Here is an 18,791-nt window from a genome sequence, read left to right on the forward strand (position 1 = left end):
TTTATTTGACCCGGATCGGGTGCTCAGAGAGGCTGCGAAACGCCAAGCTGTGCATGGCTTGTGAATAATGTCGTTCTTTTGTTTTTAAAACCGAATTGGGCGATGCGCTTTGCAAACGAAATGTTTTGGGGCGGGTAAACATGGGGCGAACGCGATCTCTTGCATTTGAAGCTTCTCACCGTTCCGCAGCGCGAAAAAAGTTATCCACAGATAAATTCCGTTTTGTTTCAATAATGTTAAGTCGCGCGTATGGCGTGTTTTCCGGTGGCCGGGCGAAGTTGTTCGCACTTGCTCTGTTGACCGTCTGGGCGTCCCCCAGCTTTGCGGAGCCGGTCGACCTGGAGCTGGTATTCGCCGCCGACGGGTCCGGTTCCATCGACGACGAGGAACTGCGGTTGCAGCGCAAAGGGTATGCCGATGCGCTCGCCGACAGGAGGGTCCTCGACGCCATTGCGTCGGGTCGCCGGGGTAAAATTGTGGTTACTTATATCGAATGGGGAGATGCCGCCTCCCAGCATACCATCGTCGACTGGTCGGAAATCGCCGGACCGGAGGATGCTCGCGCATTCGGCGAGGCGCTGATGACGGCACCGCGCGCCGCCTGGGGATACAATTCGATCAGCGAGGCGATCGCCTATTCGACCGACAGGATCCTTGGCAATGCCTACGAGGGCACGCGCCTGGTGATAGACGTGTCCGGGGACGGCCCGCAGATCGGTGGCCGCCCGATAGACTGGGCGAGAGATCGGGCGGTCGATGCCGGGATCACGGTGAACGCGCTCGCTGTGAAGAGCCGGGGCGGGAACCGCCCGGGACCCGGAGGCATGCCGCTGGAGATGCACTACCGTCTGGACATCATAGGCGGCGTCGGTGCCTTCGTCATGGTGGCGGACGAGGAGACCCGCTTTGCGGACGTCCTGCTGGCCAAGATCATCCGTGAAATCGCCGATGCTCGGCCGACGGGGCGCGGGCCGGAACAGGCGGGGATTGGCAAGCGCCTGCTTCCGCCCCAATATTCGGCGCATGAGTCCATCTGCGAGGCGAATGAAAATGAGCGAACCGGCGCTGACGCTGGATGCGAGCGGATTGAAATGTCCGCTACCGGTCCTGAAAACCCGAAAGGCGATCAAAGGCCTTGAGGCGGGCCAGCTGATCTCCGTGCAGTCAACGGACCCGGCCTCGCCCCTCGACTTCAAGCATTTCTGCAACAGTTCCGGCCACGAGCTGGTCAGCGAAGACGAGACCGGCGGCACCTTCACGTTTGTGATCCGCAAGGGCGCCTGAGCAGGTCACTCGACCGTTCAGGCGAGTTCGAGGGCCGTCGCGCGGAGTTCCTCCCGCAGCCAGCGGAGCTGCGGGAGGAACTCCGCGCCGGAGCGCATCCTCTCGGTGGTGGCGAAGGCGGCGGGCCCGGGGGGGGGGGTGCAGGCCGGGCCCGTCACCAAAGGGGTTTTCCGGGGGGGGGCAAAGGATCCGGCGGTGACGGCGCAGGCGATCCAGGCGCTGACCGGGGAGAAAAGATGACCGACCGGACACGCCGAAGAGTTCTGACGTTGATCGCCGGTGTTGCGACGGCCTTGGTCTGTCCGGGCATCGGGCATGCCTACGGCACGCGCGAGGCTGTCGTCGAGATGGTCGAGACCGCAGCGGCGGCGATCGCGGCCAACGGATTTCCGGGAGCTTTGGAAGACAGCCCGCGCCGGGCCTGGGTGCGGCCGGACGAGGGACTCTATGTCTACGTGATGGACGAGAGCGGCACGTTGCTGCTGCATCCGGATAAGCGGGCGGAAGGAGACAATGTCTCCGGCAGCAGGGACCGCAACGGTACCTATTTCATCCGCGAGATCATCGCGGCGACGGCATTACAACCCTCAGGCGCCTGGACACTCTACATGTGGCCCGATCCGGTGACGGGCGCTCTCGTTCCGAAGAAAACCTATGCGAAACGTGCGGGCGGCGTGATCGTCTGCGCCGGTTATGCGGGGGCGGACGTCTAGGAGTGTTCCGCTGACGGGCCGAAGGCACGCAGGAAGACGGTGACCGCGCTTTCGACCGTGGACGAGATCTCTTCCTTCGAGGGCGGCTTCTCCGAGCAGAAGAACTGCGGCTTGATCAGGTTGCCCTGGCAAAGATTGAGGAAGTGACCGGCGGCGAGGTCGAGCTCGCAATCGATCTCCAGCCGCCCGGCCTCCACCTCGCGGGCGAGATATTCCGAAACACGGCGGATGCCGAGGCAAGGACCGGTCTCGTAGAAGGTGCGGCCGACATGGGGCAGTTTCTCGGCCGCGCCCATGACCATGCGGACGAGGGCGATATGCTCCGGCCGGACCATCATGGTGATGAAGCTCTCGCCGAGCTGGCAGAGCATTTCGCGCGTTTCCAGCCGCCCCGCTTGTTCCTTGAGCTGGAACATATGCTCGGCGGCCTCGCGCCGGTCGTTCACCACGAGGGCGTGGAAGAGGTCTTCCTTGCTCTGGAAATAGACATAGAGCGTGCCCTTGGAGACACCGGCAGCTTGGGCGATCTGCCCCATGCTGGCGCCGTCGAACCCTTCCGCCCGGAACACTTGACGTGCACCGTCGATGATCTCCCGCCGCTTGGGCGTGTCGGCGAACCCGTCGTCCGACGTGGAGAGATCCTGCAGCTGGGGCGACATTGTCATCGGTCGTGTTTCCTCGGCGGCGCAACTTAAAGTGCCGTGCTTCCCGGCGGAAAGCACGGGAAGCATAGCTTAAGAAGCACCGCTCTTTCGTATTGGCAATAGATTCACGTTGACCGAACCGTTCAGTCAATTTACATAGTTCATATCATTGACCGAACCGTTCAGTCAAAATAAAGATCGACATCCGACATGAGCTCCAAGTTCGAAGGCGGCCTCCCGGAGGTCCGCAGGTCCCGCAAGCGGCGTTTCATCCTGTTGCTGCTGCTGACCCTCGTCCTCACCGGAAGCGGCTACAAAGGATACGAATGGTGGACCCGGGGACGGTTCGAGATTTCCACCGATGACGCCTATGTTGGCGCCGACATGAGCATGCTCTCCGCCAAGATCTCCGGCTATGTCACAACCGTCGAGGTCGAGGAAAACCAAGCGGTGAAGAAGGGCGACGTGATCGCCCGCGTGGATGACGGTGACTACCGTCTGGCGCTCCAGGGCGCCGAGGACAAGATCGCGACACAGGAAGCGACCATCGCGCGCTTCGATGTCGAAACGGTCTCGAAGGAAGCCGAGATCGAGGAGGCCGGAGCCAAGGTCGCCGCTGCGAAGGTCGAACTGGAGCGTGCGGAGCTGGAGTTCGTCCGTCAGGACAAGCTGGTGGCGAAGAACCATGCGAGCCGGCAGGCGCTGGACAATGCCCGCGCCGCCCGCGACGGCGCCAAGGCGAACCTCGCGGCCGCCCGGGCCGGTCTCGCGTCGGCTCGGGCCGGGCGCGGCGTGCTCGACGCGCAACGCATCGAGGAGGAGCATATTCTCCGCGAACTGCGCACCGCGCTTGACCAGGCAAAGCGCGATCTCACTTTCACGGTGATCCGGGCGCCAATCGACGGCGTCGTCGGCAACCGTGCGGTCGAGGTCGGGCAGTATCTGATGCCCGGTACCCGGATCGCCGCCGTTGTGCCGATCCACGACGTCTATATCGACGCCAACTTCAAGGAGACCCAGCTCTCCCGTGTGTCGGTCGGGCAGGAGGTGAACTTCACCGCCGATGCCTATCCGGACCATGTTTTCCGCGGCCGGGTAGAAAGCATTTCGCCGGCCTCGGGTGCCGTCTTCAGCCTGCTGCCGCCGGAGAACGCGACCGGCAACTTCACCAAGATCGTGCAGCGCCTTCCGGTCCGGGTCCGCTTCGCCACCGACCAAGGCGGCAACCGCATGCTGCGCCCGGGCATGTCCGTCGAGGTGACGATCGACACCCGCAACGACAGTACTTCGGGCGCATTGGCAGCCGAGGCAGGGTCACCCGCGCTCGCCGCCAAGGATTGAGGCGGGTCCGGTCGTGAGCGCCGCTCTTCCCGCCGCCGAGGAGCCCATCCCCACGCGGCACGTTGTTGCCTTCGTCTGCATGGTCTTCGGCATGTTCATGGCGATCCTGGACATCCAGATCGTCTCGGCGTCGCTGAGCGAGATCCAGGCCGGCCTCTCCTCCAGCAACGACGAGATCTCCTGGGTCCAGACCAGCTACCTGATCGCCGAAGTGGTGATGATCCCGCTCTCCGGATTCCTCTCCCGGGCTTTCTCGACGCGCTGGCTCTTCACCTTCGCCTGCGCCGGCTTCACCATGATGAGTTTCCTCTGCGCGACCGCGAGTTCGATCGAGGAGATGATCGTCTACCGCGCGCTGCAGGGTTTCATCGGCGGAGGCATGATCCCGACCGTTTTCGCGACCGCCTACACGGTCTTCCCGCGCAGCAAGCAGCATGTGATCAGCCCGGTCATCGGGCTGGTCGCCACGCTTGCGCCGACCATCGGCCCGACTGTCGGCGGGTATCTGACCGAGCTCTTCTCCTGGCATTGGCTGTTCCTGGTGAACATCGTGCCGGGCATCCTGGTTTCCTTCGCCGCGGTGACGCTGATCGATTTCGACGAGCCGGAACTGTCGCTGCTCGAGCGGTTCGACTGGTCTGGCCTGATCTTCATGGCGGGGTTTCTCGGCAGTCTCGAATTCGTGCTGGAGGAGGGGCCGGGGAACGACTGGTTCGAGGATGACACGATCTTATTCTTCGCTGTTCTCGCCATTATCTCCGGCGCAGGATTTTTTTGGCGCGCCTTCGCGGCTGCCGTGCCCGTGGTCGATCTGAGGTCCTTCGCCAACCGCAATTTCGCGACCGGCTCCGCCTTTAGCTTCGTGATGGGGATCGGGCTCTACGGGCTGACCTATCTCTATCCGGTCTATCTCTCCCGGATCCGCGAATACTCCGCGCTGATGATTGGCGAGACCATGTTCGTCACTGGGCTCTGCATGTTCTTCACCGCGCCGATCGCCGGTCGGCTCTCGCGCAAGCTCGACCCGCGGCTGATGATCGCCATCGGCTTCATCGGCTTCGGGCTCGGCACCTGGGAAGCCTCGAAGATCACCGCCGAGTGGGATTTCTGGGAACTGTTCCTGCCGCAGGTCCTGCGCGGTGTTTCGCTCATGCTCTGCATGGTGCCGATCACCAACCTTTCCCTCGGCACCCTGCCGCCGCAGACGATCAAGAACGCCTCCGGCCTCTTCAATGTCACGCGGAATTTCGGCGGCGCGGTCGGGCTCGCGATCATCAACACGGTGCTGAACGACCGCACGGACCTGCACCTGCTGCGCCTGCGCGAGCATGTGACCTGGGGCAGCTCGGTTGCCGAAGACACGCTGGGGAAAATCTCCAGTGGGCTGGCCAGCCTCGGATCTCTCGCGGACGGCGCCGCGCTGAAACAGGTGGCGGGCATGGTTCGGCGGGAGGCGACGGTGATGGCGTTCGGCGACGTCTTCTACCTGATGACCGGGCTGTTCCTCCTGCTGGTGCTGGCAACCCCGCTGATGCGCCGCCCGCAGGCGGCCGGTGGAGGCGGCGGCGGGCATTAGGCCCGGCGCTCAGTTCAGCAACTGCCGCCACTGGCCGGGCGTGACGCCGAAGGCCTGCTTGAACTGACGGGTCATGTGGCTCTGGTCGGCGAAACCGGTCGCGGCCGCAATATCGGCGAGATCCGCTCCGGCGCCGATCATCTCTCTTGCCTTCTCGAGCCGACGCAGCGTCAGGAAGCGGTGCGGGCTGATGCCGAAATGGCGCCGGAACAGCCGTGCGACTGTGAAGCGGTCGAGTCCGTGCTCGGCTTCGATCTCCGCCATGGAGATGCCGTCGAACCAGCTCTCCGCCAGATGATCGCGGATCCGGAGCATGGTCTCCCGATTGTCCGGCAGGCGGGATGTCGGCGTACCGGAAAGGCGCAACAGCAGATCCGCAAGCTGCGTGACGGCACCGGTCGGCTCGCCGGATTCCCCCTCCGCAAGTTCGAGCATTTCCGAAATCGCGGCGACGAGCTCCGGAAGGGTGCCGACGACCTCTGCAACAAAGGGGATTGGCCGCCCGCCGAGCGCCTCGCCGATCAGCGCGGGCGAGACATAGGCGGCGCGGTAACTGTAACCGCCGTCGGTTCCGGGGCGGCCGTCATGCACCTCATCCGGATGGATGATGAAGGCTTGGCCCGGCAGGGCGGCACGTTCCTCCCGCCGGTAGCTGAAACTCTGTACCCCGTGCGTGGTCAGGCCGATGACATATTCGTCATGACGGTGCGGCGCGAAGGCATGGCGAAAACCGGAGGCTTCCACGATCTGCAATCCGTCGCACGCCGTGCGAAAGCGTACTCGCCCCGTCTCCTGGCTGGCCCACCCGCTGCACATTCGTTCAAGACCGCGTCTGCAATTGCGCCGCACATTCCGGACCAGCATCCGTGACGGAGAGACGAATGACAAGCAGCCTCCTCCTGCTCTGGCTCGCAGCCTTTCCCCTGATGGGCAGCCCCGGGCCCGCGACCCTCAGCCTCGCCGGGCTCGGGACCGCCTACGGGTTCCGCCGGGGATTGGCCTATCTCGGGGGTATCGTAATCGGGACGACCGGAGTCCTGCTGATGATCGCGAGCGGTGTGACGGCGCTGATCCTGACGGAGCCGGCGCTGGTCACCGCGCTGACCGTCGCAGCAGCGGCCTACATTCTCTATCTCGCCTGGAAGATCGCGTCCGCGCCGGTCGGCGTGCGCGCTGCCGATGCCGGAAAGGCTCCGGGCTTCGTTCCCGCCTTCGCGCTTGCGATCGCCAATCCGAAGGCCTTCGCGGCGATCGGCGCCGTCTTTGCCAGCCAGACGGTCTTTCCGGGGGATGCGCTGACGGACGCGCTGGCGAAGATCGCAGCGCTCGTCCTCGTCATCCTCGTGGTCAACACGTCCTGGCTGGCTTTCGGTTCTCTCTTCGCCCGGCTGCTGAGCGACCCGCGGCTTGGCCGCGCGGCGAACATCGCCTTCGCGGCGATGTTGCTGCTCTCGGTCGCTCTCGCGCTGCGCGGGCTCTGAGGGTCAGCCGATCCCGTCGGTCCCGGCACCGCAGACGATGACGCCGACCGTGCCGCCGGCTTCGGCTTTGGCGGCACCGGTCTTGAGTGCGGCCAGCGCCGCCGCCCCGCTCAGTTCCGCCGCGATCCCGGTCTCCGCCCAGAGCCATTCGGCGGCCGCTTTCATATCGGGATCGGAGACCAGAACCAGTTCGTCCACATTCTCCGAGATCAGCCCGAAATTGAGCTCCGCCGACGTCCGCGGGGCGAGTGTGCCGGCGGCCGTCTCGATCTTTTCCAGGGTCACGAGATGGCCAGCCGCGCGGGCTGCATGATGGGTCGGGGCGCCGGTCGGCTCGACACCGATCACGCGGATGCCCGGTTTCAGCAGTTTCGCGGCCGTCGCAACGCCGGCGATCAATCCGCCGCCGCCGATGGCGACCACCAGCGTGTCGATCTCCGGATTGTCCTCCAGCATCTCGAGCGCGATGGTGCCTTGCCCGGCGACGACCCTCGGATCGGCGAAGGGATGGATGTAGGTCAGGCCCTCGGCCTCTGCCCGCGCCAGCGCAGCCTCGTTTGCATCGTCCCAGACCGCACCGTGGACGATCACCTCGGCGCCCCACTCCTTCAGCTTCGCCGCCTTCGCGGGCGGCGTGCTTTCGGGCAGGAAGATAACAGCAGGACAGCCGCTCATGCGGGCGCCGAAGGCGACGCCGAGGCCGTGATTGCCGCCGGACGCGGTGATCAGCCCGCGCGCCTTTTCCTCATCCGTAAGCGACATCACCGTGTTCGTCGCGCCGCGCACCTTGAAAGAGCCGGTCGGCTGCAAGTTCTCCAGCTTCAGCAGCAGGCGCGCGTCCGGCGCCGGATCGCTTTTCAGCGCCACGGCCTCGAGGGAGGGCGTCCGGCGGACCTTGCCGCGGATACGGGCGGCGGCGGCGTCAAAGTCAACGCGGGTAAGAGATTGAGACGACATCAGTTCAGAATGCCTCCGTCGACGATAAAGAATTGGCCTGTTGTGTATGCGCTTTCGTCCGAGGCGAGATAGAGCACCATGGCGGCGATCTCCTCGGCGGTGCCGAGCCGGCCAAGCGGCTGGCGGGCGATGAAATCCTTGCGCGCCTGGACCGGGTCGTCGAAGGCGTTGATCCGGCCGTCGAGCGACGGCGACTGTACCGTGCCGGGGCAGACCGCGTTGCAGCGGATGCCCTGCTTCAGGAAGTCCGCCGAGATCGACTTGGTGAGCCCGAGCACGGCGGCCTTGCTGGCGCCGTAGACGCAGCGCGCCGGGATGCCCTTCAGGCTGGAACTGACCGAGGACATGTTGATGATCGAGCCGCCGCCGTTCTCCAGCATCGCCGGCAGGAAGGCGCGGCACATGCGGAACATCGCCTTGACGTTCAGGTTGAAGGAGAAATCCCAGTCCTCGTCGGTTGTGTCGAGGATGGTGCCGTGATGGACGAAGCCGGCGCAGTTGAAGAGCGCGTCGAGCGCGCCGATTTCTTTGGCGGCAGACGTCACCGCCACGTCGTCCAGCACATCGAGCTTGCGCAGGGTGACGCCCGGGAGGCCGTCGAGCGCGGCCAGCGCGTCCATGTTGATATCGGTCGCGATGACCTCTGCGCCCTCGCGGCTGAAGGCCTCGACGGTGGCCTTTCCGATACCCTGGGCCGCAGCTGTTACCAGCGCTTTCTTGCCTTGCAGACGCCCTGCCATGATGTCTCCCCGTTTTGATTTGATTATCGCTCATCAGTAAGCATCGGAATTCCGCGCGGCAAGCTTTTGCGAGGCACCGGTGCTGAGCTATCATCGCAGCAATCATCATGAGGGAGATGCATGTGATGGCCGAAGCAGACGCAGGCCGCGGCGGCGACAGACTGACGGTCCGGCTGAACCCGGCGGACAACGTCGTCACGTCGCGCACCGAGATCGCGGCGAACACCAAGATCGCGGAAGAGATGGTGGCGACGCTCGCGCCGATCCCGCGCGGCCACAAGATCGCGACCCGGCGCATCGGCGTCGGCGAGCCGGTGAAGAAATACAATCAGGTGATCGGCTTCGCGACCGCCGACATCCGCCCCGGCGAGCATGTGCATACCCACAACGTCGCGATGAAGGATTTCGAGCGCGACTACGCCTTCTGCATGGACCGGCGCGACACCGACTACGTGCCGGAAAAGGAGCGCGCGACCTTCGAGGGCTTCCGCCGCAAGAACGGCAAGGTCGGGACGCGGAACTATATCGGTATCCTGACCAGCGTGAACTGCTCGGCCTCGGCGGCGAAATACCTCGCCGACGCGGTGACGCCGGAACTGCTGGTGAAATACCCGAATGTCGACGGCGTGGTGGCGCTGAGCCACGCGACCGGGTGCGGCATGGCCGATACGGGCGAGGGCTACGCGAACCTGCAGCGGGTGCTCTGGGGTTTTGCCGGGCATCCGAACTTCGCCGGCATCATCATGGTCGGGCTCGGCTGCGAGGTGAACCAGATCGACTTCCTGCTGGAAGCGAACCAGCTCGAGCGCGGCCCGCGCCTGCGCACCATGACGCTGCAGGAGACCGGCGGGACGCGGAAGACCATCGAGAAAGGCCTCCAGCTGATCGAGGAGATGCTGCCGCTCGCCAACCAGAGCCGGCGCGAGACCTGTCCGGCCTCGGAACTGACCCTGGCGCTGCAATGCGGCGGCTCGGATGCCTATTCCGGCATGACCGCGAACCCGGCGCTCGGCTACGCCGCGGACCTGCTGGTCCGTCACGGCGGCACCGCGGTGCTGGCGGAAACGCCGGAAATCTATGGCGCCGAGCATCTCCTGACCCGCCGCGCCGTCAGCAAGGAGGTCGGCGAGAAGCTGGTCGAGCGCATCAAGTGGTGGGAAGAGTACTGCGCGCGCAATGGCGGCGAGATGAACAACAATCCCTCGCCGGGCAACAAGGCGGGCGGTCTCACGACCATCCTCGAGAAGAGCCTCGGCGCCGCCGCCAAGGGCGGGACCACCAACCTCACCGGGGTCTACAAGTACGGAGAGAAGATCGACACCAAGGGCTTCGTCTTCATGGACAGTCCCGGCTACGATCCGGCGTCGATCACCGGACAGGTCGCGAGTGGCAGCAACGTCGTCGCCTTCACCACCGGGCGCGGCTCCTGCTACGGCTGCAAGCCGGCTCCCTCGATGAAGCTCGCCACCAACTCCGCCATGTACGAGCGGATGTCCGAGGACATGGACATCAATTGCGGCCCGGTCATGGACCAGGGCGTCTCGATCGAGGAGATGGGCACGCAGATCTTCGAACAGGTGCTCCGCGTCGCCTCTGGCGAGAAGACCAAGAGCGAGCGGCTCGGCATCGGCGATCACGAATTCATCCCCTGGCAGATCGGGGCGGTGATGTGAGTATCGGGAAGATCCGGTCGTGAATGATTTCGAGGAGAGCTATCTCGGTCAGCTTCGCAAACTGATCGGAAACCGGCTCGTCCTGATGCCGGGCGCGCGCTGTGTGATCGAGGATGCGGACGGCCGCGTTCTTCTGCAGCTGCGCGGAGACATGAATGTCTGGGGGCTGCCCGCGGGCTTCTGCGAGGCGGGGGAAAGCGCGCTCACGACCTTGGTGCGGGAAGTCGCCGAGGAGACCGGTCTGACCGTACTCGATCCGGTGCCTTGGGGACATTCCTCCGATCCGGAGACCAACTTTCTGACCTACCCGAACGGCGACCGGATCCAGGGCTTTGGACTGGATTTCGTCGCCCGTCGCTGGGAAGGCACGCCGACTGCCGATGGCGAGGAGACGCTGGCGCTTGACTGGTTTGCGCTGGACGATCTGCCCGAGATGCTTCCCTCCCACCAGGTGACGCTTGAGTATTTCGCACGTTACCGGGAAACCGGCGTCTTTCAGCTATTTTGAGGGCGTCTCATGTCCTTTGAAGCCTTTCTTGGCGAATTGCGTTCCGATGCGGACGAGTGGGCGAAGGTCGCGCCACCGCCGGGTGCCGTCGATTGCGAGGTGACCATCACCAGTCTCGACGGCGAGGAGGCGCTCGGCGGGCTGCCGGAACATCCTCCGCATGTCTATCGTGATCGGCAGGAGGAAATGGGGCTCGCCCGTGTCGTGCTGTTCCAGCCGGACGCACCGGAAGCGGATGCGGAGTTTCTGCTCCGGGCGAAGGAGGCGCTCGCGGCGTCGCCCGACGGTCTGGTCGAGGATTGCGTGCGCGCCTTTGCGACGCTCGGCCCGGGGGAGGATCCGAAGCGTCTCGCCGATCTGTCCGGGGCCGGGATCGACGGGCTTCGCCTCTGCATGTTGCGCGGGCGCCTGACCTGTCCCTGGGACGAACTTGACCGCCACGTCCGCCACACCCACGACCTGACCGGCTGGAACCGCGAGATCTCCCTCGACGGTTCCGACCTGCACGACCTGGAACAGATGATGCGCGACTGGCCGGGCCAGACGATCCTCTCCGACTGTGGAGGTTTCCGATTTTCCCGCAGCCTGACCCAGCCCGGATTCCGGGCGCTCCGCCGCCTGATCGACCGGGGCCGTGTCTGGGTCAAGCTCGCACGCCCGTATGCAATCTCGAAGATCGGGGTGGCGGCGGATGCGGAGGTCCGGGCGCTGGCCCGGGCCCTCGCCGACTGGGCGCCGGAACGGATGCTCTGGGGCAGCGGCTGGCCGCATCTTGATCGGGAGCACGAAGCCGGCGGTGATGAGGACGGCCAGGATGCCTCCGATCGGACGATGCTCGAATTGCTGGCCGAATGGGCGCCCTCGAAGGGCGTGCGCACGCGCATCCTGCTGCGCAATCCGGAAGAACTGTACGGCTTCGCGACCTGGCCCGTGGCGCCGGACGACTAGCCGCGCATTGACAAGCCGTCCCTTCGCCTCCCATCATCGCCTCATCACCCGGGGGGTCCCGACAAGGGGCTGAGATATTGCTGGCTCTCCCGAGCAGCGCAGTGACCCGACGAACCTGATCCAGTTCATACTGGCGTAGGGACGGTGCGCGCTTCGGAGCACTTCTGAACGAGTGCAGGCGGACAGGGACAGCCCCTCGAAACACCCGAAGCCATAGCCCCTCACTCCGCGAACTGGGTCTCCAACGCCCACGCGAGCTGAGGAGGCTCCGAGCCGATGAATGCCATCCACCCGAAAGTGACCACCGGTGCGCTGCCCGCGTCCCGCAAGATCCACGTGCCCGGCACGCTCCACCCGGAGATCCGCGTGCCGATGCGCGAGATCGCTCTGCACCCGAGCGCCGGCGAGCGGCCGGTGATCGTCTATGACGCCTCGGGTCCCTACAGCGATCCCGCGGCAGAGATCGATATCTCGAAAGGCCTCCCCCGGCTCCGCGAAGACTGGGTCGCGGCGCGCGGCGATACTGAGTGCTACGCGGGGCGGCGCGTGCAGGCGATGGATAACGGTTTCGCCGAGGGTGCGCGGCTGACGCCGGAATTCCCGGTGCGCCATGAACCGCGCCGGGCGACAGGCGACCGGGCGGTGACCCAGATCGCCTATGCCCGCGCGGGGATCGTCACGCCGGAAATGGAGTTCGTCGCCATCCGGGAGAATCTTGGCCGTGCCGCAGCCAAGGAAGCCTTGGAGCGCGACAGAGAAAGCTTCGGCGCCGAAATCCCGGATTTCGTCACGCCCGAGTTCGTGCGCGACGAGGTGGCGCGCGGGCGGGCGATCATCCCCGCCAACATCAACCACCCGGAGAGCGAACCGATGGCGATCGGCCGCAATTTTCTGGTGAAGATCAACGCCAATATCGGCAATTCCGCCGTCACCTCCTCCATGGAGGAGGAGGTCGAGAAGATGGTCTGGGCGACGCGCTGGGGCGCCGACACGGTGATGGACCTCTCGACCGGGCGGAACATCCACAATATCCGCGACTGGATCATCCGGAACTCCGCCGTCCCGATCGGCACCGTCCCGCTCTACCAGGCTCTGGAGAAGGCCGGCGGCATCGCCGAGGAGCTGACCTGGGAGCTCTACCGAGACACGCTGATCGAGCAGGCGGAGCAGGGCGTCGACTATTTCACCATCCATGCGGGCCTGCGCCTGCATCACGTGCCGCTCACCGTCGATCGGGTCACCGGCATCGTCAGCCGCGGTGGCTCGATCATGGCGAAATGGTGTCTGCATCATCACCGCGAGAGCTTCCTCTACGAGCATTTCGAGGAGATCTGCGACATCTGCCGCGCCTATGACGTCTCCTTTTCCCTCGGCGACGGGCTGCGCCCCGGCTCGATCGCGGACGCCAACGACGCCGCCCAGTTCGCCGAGCTGGAGACCCTCGGAGAGCTGACCAAGATCGCCTGGGCGAAGGATTGCCAGGTGATGATCGAGGGCCCGGGCCATGTCCCGATGCACAAGATCCGGGAGAACATGACCAAGCAGCTCGCGGTCTGCGGCGAGGCGCCGTTCTACACCCTCGGCCCGCTCACGACCGACATCGCGCCCGGCTACGACCACATCACCTCCGGCATCGGCGCGGCGATGATCGGCTGGTTCGGCACGGCAATGCTCTGCTACGTGACGCCGAAGGAGCATCTCGGCCTGCCCGACCGGGACGACGTGAAGACCGGCGTCATCACCTACAAGATCGCCGCACATGCGGCTGACCTCGCCAAGGGCCATCCGGCGGCGAGGAGGCGGGACGATGCGCTCAGCCGTGCCCGTTTCGAATTCCGCTGGGAGGACCAGTTCAACCTCTCGCTCGACCCGGAGACGGCGCGCGGCTTCCATGACCAGACCCTGCCCAAGGAGGCGCACAAGCTTGCGCATTTCTGCTCCATGTGCGGGCCGAAATTCTGCTCCATGCGGATCAGCCACGAGATCCGGGGCGAGGCGCAGAAGGAAGGCATGGCGGCGATGGCGGAGAAATACCGCGCCGGCGGCGATCTCTATATGCGTACGCGCGAATAGGGGGCGCCGGCGGCCGTTCGCCGCTTGGTAAGATAAAATTTACCTTAAAGATTTTATGCTGCGCGCAACCCCCGCGTGACGGGGGAGTCTTTGTCCGGTGGAGAGGGTTTGCAATGCTGTCCGGCTTGAGTGTGCGTAGCAAGGTGACCGCGGTCACCATTCTTCTTGTCATCGTCGCGATGCTGGCGACGGCGTTTTCCTCGATCTTCCTCATCAGCTCCTATGTCCAGGAACAGGCTGCCCGCGCGCAGGGTCAGAACCTGAACACGGCCGCGCTGCTGCTGGAAAAGACCTATGGGCAGCTGAAGGTCGCGCGGAAAGCGGACGGGCTCTCGCTTTCCTGGGAAGGCTCCATTCCGGCCTTCGAGACCCATGACGCGATCGACACTGTCGGCCTCGCGACCGGCGAGACGGCGACGATCTTCGCCTGGGACGAGGAAAGCGGGGACTTCTGGCGCCGGACCACGAACATCAAGAAGGATGACGGCAGCCGCGCGATCGGCACCCCGCTTGGCAAGACGGGGCGCGTCTTCCCCATCGTCACCAAGGGCGAGACCTATCGCGGCGTCGCCACCATTCTCGGCAAGGATTATTTCACCCTTTACCAGCCGATCTTCTCCACGACCGAGACATCGAAGGTGATCGGCATCCTCTATGTCGGCGTCGGCAAGCAGGCGATCGCAGCGATCGAGCAGGAGCTGACCATCAGCCTGCTGACCCTGATGGTCGTCGTCGCGCTGGTGACCGCCGGCCTCGCCTTCGTCGTCATCGGCGCCATCATGAAGCCGTTCCCAGTGCTCCGCGAGATCATCCAGCGCTTCTCGGCCAACGAGATGGACCGGGACGTGCCTTATCTCGAGCGCCGCGACGATGTGGGCGATCTCGCCAAGGCCGTCGAGACCTTCAAGGCCGCGACCCTCGAACGCCGCCGCATCGCGCAGGAGAGCGCGGATGCGCTTGAAAAGGCGAGCGATGACCGCAGGCAGATGCGCATCCGCACCGCCGACGAGTTCGAAGGCACGGTCGCACGCACGGTCGAGCAGGTTGCGGACGCGCTCCGCGCCTTCAGCGGCTCGGCGGACGGCATGGCGGCTTCCGCCGACGACGCGAAAGCCAAGTCGTCCGTGGTGGTGTCGGACAGCGACAGCGCCGCCCGCAATATCCAGACGGTGGCGTCCGCGACCGAGGAGCTGACCGCCTCGATCTCGGAGATCGGCCGTCAGGTCTCGCAGGCCTCCGATGTCGCCTCCGGCGCTGTCCGGCAGGCGGCCGACACCAACGGCAAGGTCCAGGGCCTCGCCGAGGCGGCGCAGAAGATCGGCGAGGTCGTCGGCCTGATCACCGAAATCGCGGAGCAGACCAACCTTCTGGCGCTGAACGCGACCATCGAGGCCGCCCGGGCGGGCGAGGCCGGCAAGGGCTTCGCCGTCGTCGCCTCCGAGGTGAAGAACCTCGCCAACCAGACCGCGAAGGCGACGGAGGAGATCTCCGCGCAGATCCAGGGCATCCAGTCCTCGACCAGCGAGTCCGCCGACGCGATCGCGGCGATCACCCAGACCATCGAGCAGGTCGACCAGATCGCCAGCGCGATCGCCGCGGCGGTGGAGCAACAGAGCGCCGCGACGCAGGAGATCGCCCGCAATGTCGAGGAAGCCTCCGCCGGCACCGCCCGGGTCTCCTCGACCATCTCCGAGGTCTCGCAGTCGGTCCACCAGACCGGCGACGCCGCCTCGAAGATCCGCGACGAGACCCGGCGTCTGACAGGCGATGCGGATCGCCTGAAGGAAGAGATCCGCCAGTTCCTCACGAGCATCCGCGACTAGGCACGCCGGCTCACCTGTCCGCCCTCTCCTCGCAAGGGGAGAGGGCCTCTCTTTCCGCTATTTCGGATCGTGATCCGCGTAGACGACGAGCCGCCAGAGTATGTCGCCGAGCGCCTCGTCGTGCTGGTGGTGGTTCTGCGGCGGCAGCGGGTCGCCCTCGTTCGAGGCCACCTCCCTGCGGCAGCCTTCGCAGCGGTAGATCCCGGAAAAAGGCGCCGTGTCCGCCGGCCGGTGCAGGAAGTCGAACGCGTCTTCGTCGGTTTTCACGAGATACCGATCGTCCTTGTAGAGTGCCATCGCGGCCTCCTTTCGCCATCGGATTGCATCATGGTTCAACCGATGGGCGTGCAGGTCAAGCGATGCGTCGCGTCTGTGGGCCGGCCGCGCGAAGATGTTTGCGCTGCAGCAAGAATTGCGCGCTGCCACGACCCCTAAGCCCATGTCCCGCCTTGGAAAACCCCAGCCGTTTTGCCTCTTTTGTCGTTATCGGATAAGTTATGTCGATAAAACGATAAACAGGAGAGGTTTGGACCATGACGCTGCTCACCAAAGCGGAAGAGATATCCGACATCGCCTTCGGATTTATGGGGTCGAAGGCGCTTTTCGCTGCGCTGCATCATGGCATTTTCACCGCCCTGAAGGACGGCCCGCTCTCCGTCGAGGAGATCGGCGAGGCGACCGGACTCCACCCGGACCGGGTCCAGACCCTGCTGACAGCGCTCGCCGCGCTCGATGTCGTCTCCTCAGAGGACGGCCGTTTCGCCAATTCGCCGGCGGCAGAGGCGTTCCTGGTGAAGGGGGCGAAGTACGATTTCGGCGACTATCTCCGCCTTCAGGTCGACCGGCAGATGTACGGGCTGCTCGACCAGATCGAGGACGCGATCGCCAACAACCTGCCCGACGACGCGACCAGCTCCTACGCCCAGTGGTTTTCCGATCCGGAGCAGGCGAAGCTCTATTCGAGGAGCCAGCATGCGGGCTCCCTCGGTCCGGCGCGCGGGCTCGCAAAGCAGATCGATCTCTCGCAGGCTAAGAAGCTGCTCGATGTCGGCGGCGGCACCGGTGCCTTCGCCATCACGCTCTGCAAGGCCTTTCCGGACCTGACGGCCACCATCGTCGACTTTCCCAACGTCGCCGATCTCGGCGAGCAGTATATCGAGAAGGCCGGGCTCACCGACCGCATCAAGTACATCCGCGGTAATGCGCTCCGCACCGACTGGCCGGAGGGGCAGGACGCGATCCTGATGTCCTATCTCTTCTCCGGCGTGCCCGGCGACGAGCATGAGAACCTGCTGAAGGGCGCCTGGAACAAGCTGGTCCCCGGCGGTCGCCTGCTGATCCACGATTTCATCGTCACCGCCGACCGCACCGGCCCGAAGCTCGCGGCGCTCTGGCAGCTCCAGCACACCGCCTTCACGCCGGAGGCACGGTCGCTCGACGACGCGTGGCTGCAGGAGGAACTGGAGGCGACCGGTTTCACGCATGTGAAGGTCGAGCCGATGATCCCGGGCATGACCATGCTCGCGGAGGCGGTGAAGCCGCGGTAACTTCGGCGTGAGTGTCGCCGGAGCCCGGGAATATTCAGCTCCGTCTTTCGTAAGTGCTGTGCCTCTTCCGATGAGGGAAGGGGGCAAACCAAGCATGATACGGAGATGAGAGCTGATGGGAATTTCACGAAGGGATGTCCTCGCCGGAGCCGCGGCAGGTGCCGTGATCGGTGCGGCCGGCGCACCCGGGCGCGTATTCGCGGCCGGGACCGAAGCGGTGGCGCGAGAGGACCGGGTCCTCGTCTGCAACGAGGATTCCAACACGTTGACCGTGATCGACCCGGCCCGCAACGCGGTCGCCGGGACGGTCAACCTCACCAGCTTCGACGAGGATCCGCGTCCGCCCTTCCGCTTCGCGACCGGGGGGACGATCCCGACCCATGCCGCGATGGTCACCAAGCCGCTCTATCACGGCGCGATCAATATCCATGGCGGCGCCCCTTCGCCGGACCAGACCATGGCCGCGGTCACCGGACGCGGGACCAGCAACATCTACCTTATCGACGTGAAGGCAATGGCGGCGATCGGCAACGGGCCCAATCCGCAGGCCGGAGAGACCACGCTGGCGACCCGGCTGACCAGCGGAGTGCTGGTCGGGCGCGAGCCGCACGAGCCGACCTGGAGCCGCAACGGCAAGGAGATCTGGGTGGCGCTGCGCGGCGAGAGCCGGATCGCGATTGTCGATACCGAACTCGCCAGACGGGAATCCGCCGGCGAGAACGTCCGCGCCGTGCGCGGCTACGTGCCGACCATCCTCGGTCCGGCCCAGGTCTGGTTCTCGAAGGACGGGAGCATCGCCTTCGTGATCTCCCAGAAGGTCCCGATGATCGAGGTCTTCGATACCGGGATCGGCGCCGACGGCTTCAGCAATCCGAAGAGCCGTGCATTGCTCGATATCCGGGAGCAGGATCCGTTCGGTTTCACGCCGTTCCAGAAAGTGTCGCCGGACGGGCAGGAGATGTGGTTCTCGCACAAGATCGGCGACGGGCTCTCGGCGCGCGGTTTCGAGAACGGTCACGCGCTGCTCGACCATGTGCCGCTTGGCGAGAAAGCGCGGCCGAACCACGTGGAGTTCGTTGAAAACGCCAAAGGCAAGGTGATCTACGCCAGCCTCGGGCGGATCGACGATGACGGTCCGGGCGGTGTCGCCTCCAGCCGCATCGCCATCATCGACCGGAGCGCGCCGGCGGGACGCCGGTCCGTGGCCGGCCATTTCTTCAGCCATGGCCGGGAGTCGCACGGGCTCTGGACCAATCCGGACCATACGCTGCTCTATGTCGCGCACGAGCAGGACGAGCTGCCGGGCACACCACACGCGGGGCAGACCGTCTGCTCCGCCTTCGATGTGAGCGATCCCTTCGCGCCCCGCTTCGTCGCCCAGATCCCACTCGGTCATCTCGACCTGCCGTCGGGCAAGCTGCGCAACAAGAAGAGCATCAACCTGGTCTATTTCCGGCCGGGTTCGCCGATGCATTCGGGGTAA

The 18,791-nt window shown here is 65.2% G+C and carries 19 protein-coding genes and 1 riboswitch; of the genes, 13 read left to right on the plus strand and 6 right to left on the minus strand.

Annotated features, from left to right (window positions below; genetic code table 11):
* Nucleotides 1–140: 140 nt before the first annotated feature.
* Together IG122_RS17765 and IG122_RS17770 are read left to right on the plus strand one after the other, a co-directional pair.
* Nucleotides 141–1,139: a DUF1194 domain-containing protein gene (locus IG122_RS17765; protein ID WP_226893710.1), complete on the plus strand. Its 999-nt coding sequence runs from the start codon at nucleotides 141–143 to the stop codon at nucleotides 1,137–1,139.
* A complete protein-coding gene (locus IG122_RS17770; protein ID WP_226893711.1) occupies nucleotides 1,051–1,284 on the plus strand; it encodes a sulfurtransferase TusA family protein in 234 nt (77 codons plus the stop codon). The genes IG122_RS17765 and IG122_RS17770 overlap by 89 nt, the downstream gene beginning before the upstream one ends.
* A gap of 17 nt (nucleotides 1,285–1,301) precedes the next feature.
* Here IG122_RS17770 and IG122_RS24130 read toward each other — a convergent pair whose 3' ends face one another.
* A complete protein-coding gene (locus tag IG122_RS24130; RefSeq protein ID WP_226893712.1) occupies nucleotides 1,302–1,445 on the minus strand; it encodes a hypothetical protein in 144 nt (47 codons plus the stop codon).
* A gap of 75 nt (nucleotides 1,446–1,520) precedes the next feature.
* Between IG122_RS24130 and IG122_RS17775 the strand changes: the two genes are divergently transcribed.
* Entirely contained in the window at nucleotides 1,521–1,997 is a 477-nt protein-coding gene (locus tag IG122_RS17775) for a cache domain-containing protein (RefSeq protein ID WP_193186782.1), read from the plus strand.
* On the opposite strand, the gene IG122_RS17780 is transcribed toward IG122_RS17775, so the two are convergent.
* On the minus strand, nucleotides 1,994–2,662 hold the full coding sequence (locus IG122_RS17780; protein ID WP_226893713.1) for a TetR/AcrR family transcriptional regulator: 669 nt from the start codon (nucleotides 2,660–2,662) through the stop codon (nucleotides 1,994–1,996). The two genes, IG122_RS17775 and IG122_RS17780, sit on opposite strands and share 4 nt — an antisense overlap.
* A 189-nt stretch (nucleotides 2,663–2,851) precedes the next feature.
* On the opposite strand from IG122_RS17780, the gene IG122_RS17785 reads away from it, so the two are divergent.
* The gene (locus IG122_RS17785) at nucleotides 2,852–3,982 is read left to right on the plus strand and encodes an HlyD family secretion protein (RefSeq protein WP_193186785.1); all 1,131 of its coding nucleotides are present in this window, start codon (nucleotides 2,852–2,854) and stop codon (nucleotides 3,980–3,982) included.
* 13 nt (nucleotides 3,983–3,995) lie between these two features.
* Complete coding sequence (locus IG122_RS17790; RefSeq protein WP_319024921.1) at nucleotides 3,996–5,558, plus strand: DHA2 family efflux MFS transporter permease subunit; 1,563 nt, start codon at nucleotides 3,996–3,998, stop codon at nucleotides 5,556–5,558.
* A gap of 9 nt (nucleotides 5,559–5,567) precedes the next feature.
* Here the strand turns inward: IG122_RS17790 and IG122_RS17795 are convergent, their stop codons facing one another.
* Nucleotides 5,568–6,302, minus strand: a complete 735-nt coding sequence (locus IG122_RS17795) for an AraC family transcriptional regulator (protein ID WP_193186788.1) — start codon at nucleotides 6,300–6,302, stop codon at nucleotides 5,568–5,570.
* A gap of 137 nt (nucleotides 6,303–6,439) precedes the next feature.
* On the opposite strand from IG122_RS17795, the gene IG122_RS17800 reads away from it, so the two are divergent.
* Nucleotides 6,440–7,039 carry a LysE family translocator gene (locus IG122_RS17800; RefSeq protein ID WP_193186791.1) on the plus strand — a complete coding sequence of 200 codons (600 nt, stop codon included), beginning with the start codon at nucleotides 6,440–6,442 and terminating at the stop codon, nucleotides 7,037–7,039.
* A 3-nt stretch (nucleotides 7,040–7,042) separates the two neighbouring features.
* Here IG122_RS17800 and IG122_RS17805 read toward each other — a convergent pair whose 3' ends face one another.
* Nucleotides 7,043–7,996 carry a threonine ammonia-lyase gene (locus tag IG122_RS17805; RefSeq protein ID WP_193186794.1) on the minus strand — a complete coding sequence of 318 codons (954 nt, stop codon included), beginning with the start codon at nucleotides 7,994–7,996 and terminating at the stop codon, nucleotides 7,043–7,045.
* Nucleotides 7,996–8,736, minus strand: coding sequence for an SDR family oxidoreductase (locus IG122_RS17810; RefSeq protein WP_193186797.1), 741 nt, complete (start codon nucleotides 8,734–8,736; stop codon nucleotides 7,996–7,998). The genes IG122_RS17805 and IG122_RS17810 overlap by 1 nt, the downstream gene beginning before the upstream one ends.
* A gap of 125 nt (nucleotides 8,737–8,861) precedes the next feature.
* On the opposite strand from IG122_RS17810, the gene IG122_RS17815 reads away from it, so the two are divergent.
* From IG122_RS17815 to IG122_RS17835, 5 genes are all read left to right on the plus strand, one after another.
* On the plus strand, nucleotides 8,862–10,409 hold the full coding sequence (locus IG122_RS17815; protein WP_193186800.1) for a UxaA family hydrolase: 1,548 nt from the start codon (nucleotides 8,862–8,864) through the stop codon (nucleotides 10,407–10,409).
* Between the two features lie 19 nt (nucleotides 10,410–10,428).
* Nucleotides 10,429–10,917, plus strand: a complete 489-nt coding sequence (locus IG122_RS17820; RefSeq protein WP_193186803.1) for an NUDIX domain-containing protein — start codon at nucleotides 10,429–10,431, stop codon at nucleotides 10,915–10,917.
* A 9-nt stretch (nucleotides 10,918–10,926) separates the two neighbouring features.
* A complete protein-coding gene (locus IG122_RS17825; RefSeq protein WP_193186806.1) occupies nucleotides 10,927–11,865 on the plus strand; it encodes an amidohydrolase family protein in 939 nt (312 codons plus the stop codon).
* Nucleotides 11,866–11,904: 39 nt separating this feature from the next.
* Nucleotides 11,905–12,025: riboswitch (TPP riboswitch) on the plus strand.
* 116 nt (nucleotides 12,026–12,141) lie between these two features.
* Nucleotides 12,142–13,938, plus strand: a complete 1,797-nt coding sequence (gene thiC / locus IG122_RS17830) for a phosphomethylpyrimidine synthase ThiC (protein WP_193186809.1) — start codon at nucleotides 12,142–12,144, stop codon at nucleotides 13,936–13,938.
* Between the two features lie 113 nt (nucleotides 13,939–14,051).
* Complete coding sequence (locus IG122_RS17835; protein ID WP_193186812.1) at nucleotides 14,052–15,761, plus strand: methyl-accepting chemotaxis protein; 1,710 nt, start codon at nucleotides 14,052–14,054, stop codon at nucleotides 15,759–15,761.
* A gap of 57 nt (nucleotides 15,762–15,818) precedes the next feature.
* Here the strand turns inward: IG122_RS17835 and IG122_RS17840 are convergent, their stop codons facing one another.
* A complete protein-coding gene (locus tag IG122_RS17840; protein WP_193186815.1) occupies nucleotides 15,819–16,058 on the minus strand; it encodes a hypothetical protein in 240 nt (79 codons plus the stop codon).
* 236 nt (nucleotides 16,059–16,294) lie between these two features.
* Between IG122_RS17840 and IG122_RS17845 the strand changes: the two genes are divergently transcribed.
* On the plus strand, nucleotides 16,295–17,308 hold the full coding sequence (locus tag IG122_RS17845; RefSeq protein ID WP_193186818.1) for a methyltransferase: 1,014 nt from the start codon (nucleotides 16,295–16,297) through the stop codon (nucleotides 17,306–17,308).
* Nucleotides 17,309–17,423: 115 nt separating this feature from the next.
* Nucleotides 17,424–18,791 (plus strand): YncE family protein, encoded by a 1,368-nt coding sequence (locus tag IG122_RS17850; protein WP_193186821.1) that lies wholly within the window; start codon nucleotides 17,424–17,426, stop codon nucleotides 18,789–18,791.

Source organism: Nisaea sediminum (genome assembly GCF_014904705.1).
Lineage (GTDB): Bacteria > Pseudomonadota > Alphaproteobacteria > Thalassobaculales > Thalassobaculaceae > Nisaea > Nisaea sediminum.

Coding starts and splice junctions, on each gene's coding strand:
- IG122_RS17765 (WP_226893710.1), top strand. CDS start 141: ATGGGGCGAACGCGATCTCTTGCATTTGAAGCTTCTCACCGTTCCGCA.
- IG122_RS17770 (WP_226893711.1), top strand. CDS start 1,051: ATGAGCGAACCGGCGCTGACGCTGGATGCGAGCGGATTGAAATGTCCG.
- IG122_RS17775 (WP_193186782.1), top strand. CDS start 1,521: ATGACCGACCGGACACGCCGAAGAGTTCTGACGTTGATCGCCGGTGTT.
- IG122_RS17780 (WP_226893713.1), bottom strand. CDS start 2,662: ATGACAATGTCGCCCCAGCTGCAGGATCTCTCCACGTCGGACGACGGG.
- IG122_RS17785 (WP_193186785.1), top strand. CDS start 2,852: ATGAGCTCCAAGTTCGAAGGCGGCCTCCCGGAGGTCCGCAGGTCCCGC.
- IG122_RS17800 (WP_193186791.1), top strand. CDS start 6,440: ATGACAAGCAGCCTCCTCCTGCTCTGGCTCGCAGCCTTTCCCCTGATG.
- IG122_RS17805 (WP_193186794.1), bottom strand. CDS start 7,996: ATGTCGTCTCAATCTCTTACCCGCGTTGACTTTGACGCCGCCGCCGCC.
- IG122_RS17810 (WP_193186797.1), bottom strand. CDS start 8,736: ATGGCAGGGCGTCTGCAAGGCAAGAAAGCGCTGGTAACAGCTGCGGCC.
- IG122_RS17815 (WP_193186800.1), top strand. CDS start 8,862: ATGGCCGAAGCAGACGCAGGCCGCGGCGGCGACAGACTGACGGTCCGG.
- IG122_RS17825 (WP_193186806.1), top strand. CDS start 10,927: ATGTCCTTTGAAGCCTTTCTTGGCGAATTGCGTTCCGATGCGGACGAG.
- thiC (WP_193186809.1), top strand. CDS start 12,142: ATGAATGCCATCCACCCGAAAGTGACCACCGGTGCGCTGCCCGCGTCC.
- IG122_RS17835 (WP_193186812.1), top strand. CDS start 14,052: ATGCTGTCCGGCTTGAGTGTGCGTAGCAAGGTGACCGCGGTCACCATT.
- IG122_RS17840 (WP_193186815.1), bottom strand. CDS start 16,058: ATGGCACTCTACAAGGACGATCGGTATCTCGTGAAAACCGACGAAGAC.
- IG122_RS17845 (WP_193186818.1), top strand. CDS start 16,295: ATGACGCTGCTCACCAAAGCGGAAGAGATATCCGACATCGCCTTCGGA.
- IG122_RS17850 (WP_193186821.1), top strand. CDS start 17,424: ATGGGAATTTCACGAAGGGATGTCCTCGCCGGAGCCGCGGCAGGTGCC.